The sequence below is a fragment of the bacterium genome (assembly GCA_037131655.1).
Lineage (GTDB): Bacteria > Armatimonadota > Fimbriimonadia > Fimbriimonadales > JBAXQP01 > JBAXQP01.
Window position 1 is genome coordinate 1 of the sequence record JBAXQP010000338.1, and the last position, 2746, is coordinate 2746.

The 2746-nt window shown below is 49.9% G+C and carries 2 protein-coding genes; both read right to left on the minus strand.

Annotated features, from left to right (window positions below; all coding sequences use genetic code 11):
• Window positions 1–322: 322 nt before the first annotated feature.
• Window positions 323–1483, minus strand: a complete 1161-nt coding sequence (locus WCO51_12075) for a hypothetical protein (GenBank protein MEI6513990.1) — start codon at window positions 1481–1483, stop codon at window positions 323–325.
• A 115-nt stretch (window positions 1484–1598) separates the two neighbouring features.
• Window positions 1599–2669: a uroporphyrinogen decarboxylase family protein gene (locus tag WCO51_12080; protein MEI6513991.1), complete on the minus strand. Its 1071-nt coding sequence runs from the start codon at window positions 2667–2669 to the stop codon at window positions 1599–1601.
• Between the last annotated feature and the right edge of the window lie 77 nt (window positions 2670–2746).

Here is a 2746-nt window from a genome sequence, read left to right on the forward strand (position 1 = left end):
CCCCCGAATTCGCCCTCCTAGCCGTCGTCTTAGTCGAGGCAAAGCCTTAAGCTGTCAGCCATCAGCCAAGACGTATTCCCCCCTTATCAATGGACAATACAAGGGAATCTCATGGGCTTTCATACGGATGTAGGGTCAGGGCTTGCCCTGCCCTTCCGGAGGGCGTAGCAAGCTACGCCCCTACAAAAGTGAAGACCGAATTCTTGAGAAGGCCTCCTGCCTATATCGAAGGGTGGTCATGGTTTGATTCAACTCATACCGTTTCACAATGATATAGGTAAGTAATGACTTAGGCCCTGATCGTACTTCTTGCTTCGATTTCCTACTTCTCCGACTTGAACTTCTTTATCCACTTTCTCGTCAGGTCAACATAGAGGTACTTGTAGTCCAACGCGGGTTCTAGTTGGGTGTTTTCGTACCATTCGTTCCAGGTATGGAGGAATATCCAACGGGCGCCGCTGTTGGAGGCGTCTTGCCAAGTATCCGAATAGTGTTGACCATCTTTTCGCGGGACATCGAAGATGGTAGCCGGGGGCTTTTCCCATAGGTAGGTGTGATAACCGGCCGATGGGTTAGGCATGTAGAGAGCGTTTTTCTCGCTGGCAGCTTTGACGCCGGCTTTCCAGACATTCGCTCGGTTGAAATCTTTTAGACCGCCATAACCAATCTGGCAGACGTTGAATACGCCTTCGAAAATCGTCATAAGCTTTTGATAGTAAGAGCCGCAACTTTTGAACTGGCCTTCACCGCCGGGGCAGACCTCAAGGGACATCTCGGGGCCTACTTCGACGATAAAAATGGGGTCATAACCGTGCTTGCGGATCTTGTTGAGGACATAGTCCCAATCCACCGGCTTATGATGGTCGCGGAAAATCCATGTGCCGTACATAAACATCACAGGGCGACCTTCATATTTGAAATAAGACGGACGCGAGGCAAAATTCTTGAGCACATATACGGCATGTTTGACCACATCATCGGCCGTCCAGTCTTTGAATAGCTTTAGCTCCACGCCCACCGGGAAGAAGGCATTATCCATCACTGCGCACACCTTTACTCGCCGGTGATGCTTCTCGATGTAATCCATGTAGAGCTTCATGTTATTCCGATGAACTTTCGATGCCTTATCTAGAGGAGGCCAATACCACACCGCCCATGAATCGATACCCATCCGGTCGGCCATGTCCATGTGGTACTTAATCGTGCGCGGGTCTTTCTGGTCATAAGGCCCGACCATCGGCTGATAAAGCATCGGCATATCCCGCCGCCCGGTCTTCTTGTCGAGCACCACCCCCGGACGACACCCCGCCGCACTCCATCCTGCATACTCCTTAGTCGGCCCCTTCGCCGTCCCATAATTGAGCATAATGGAGCAAAACACAGTCTTTTTAACCTTACTCCAGTCAATTCTCTTCCCAGGAGCCGCCCCGAAAGCGCTCCCTGCTATAATCAAAGCCACTAAAAATCCAACTAATTTTCTCATACCCCAAATGATGACCCAAAGCGTAGGACAGGTCAAGGGTTATTGACGCTGCCCGACCGACCTGTTGCAATATAGCGATAGTTTATTGCTAACAATCACTACTTAGCCGAAAATCTTAATCGTACGAACCCAGTTCCTTCATTAGCTCGATTATTCTTTTGAAGTCTTTTAGGCTAACACTCGATGGGATCGAGTGGTCTGATGAGAGGATGTAACCGCCGTTTTGCTTTAGGATGGGGACTACACTGCGCATTTCAGCTTCGATTTGGTCAGGTTTATCCCACAGAACGGCGTTCAGGCCGCCTTGGAGTACCAGTTTATCGCCGTATTGGCGCTTGATCTCTACTGGATTGTTGCCGGCTTTGACTTCGAGGGGGTTGAGAGAGTCAATTCCGATTTCGATTAATTCGGGGATAAAGGGCCGGATATCGCCGCATGAATGGAGCATGGTTTTGATGCCTTTAGAATGCGCCCAATCACAGGCGCGTTTCTGTACCGGTTTTAAGACCGCGCGATAGGTTCTGAGGGAGAAAAACTGATTGAGTTTATAGCCCATATCATCCGGCCATGCGACGGCATCAAAAGTATAACCTTCCTGCCAGATCATTTCTAACAAAGCTATGCTGACATCGAGATAGTGGTTGAACATATCGGAAATCCACTCAGGATCCTCGATCATGCCCGTAAGAATCGTTTCGGTGCCCGCCATCCATGAATGGGTGACATCAAACCCAAACCAGAGCCCGCCATTGATCCACTGCCCCTCGTCGCGCCATCGCTTGTAGTTAGCTTTGATGAAGCTCCAATCGATGCGGTCAGGGGTCGGCTGCATTTGCGCTTTTGCTTCAGCCCAAGCTTCGGGAGTGTTGACTTTATAATCGAGAAATTCAGGAACGGATGCTTTATGCTTCCAACTTTTAAGGGTAACGCCCCAACCAGAAGTGTAGATGATATATTCATCGGTCTCTTCAAGCACTTTGCCTTCATAGCGAGGGCTGTTGTCGCCGCCAACGCCGGCAAACTTGTCGAGGTCGAAATAGCTTGCGAAATCGGCATCTTTCGGCATCCCCTCCTGCTTCCACCGTTCCATAGTAGCTTCCCATGGGTAATCAGTAATCGGCACCCGGTCAGCATCACGATGCTCAAACATCCGCGTCATCCGTTCGTGTGTGGTCATTTCCTTCATAGCCAACAGCCCCCCTAAAAATAAAGCTTACCAAATCATACCTTGACTAGCCGATACCTACGCGAATACAATCGGGA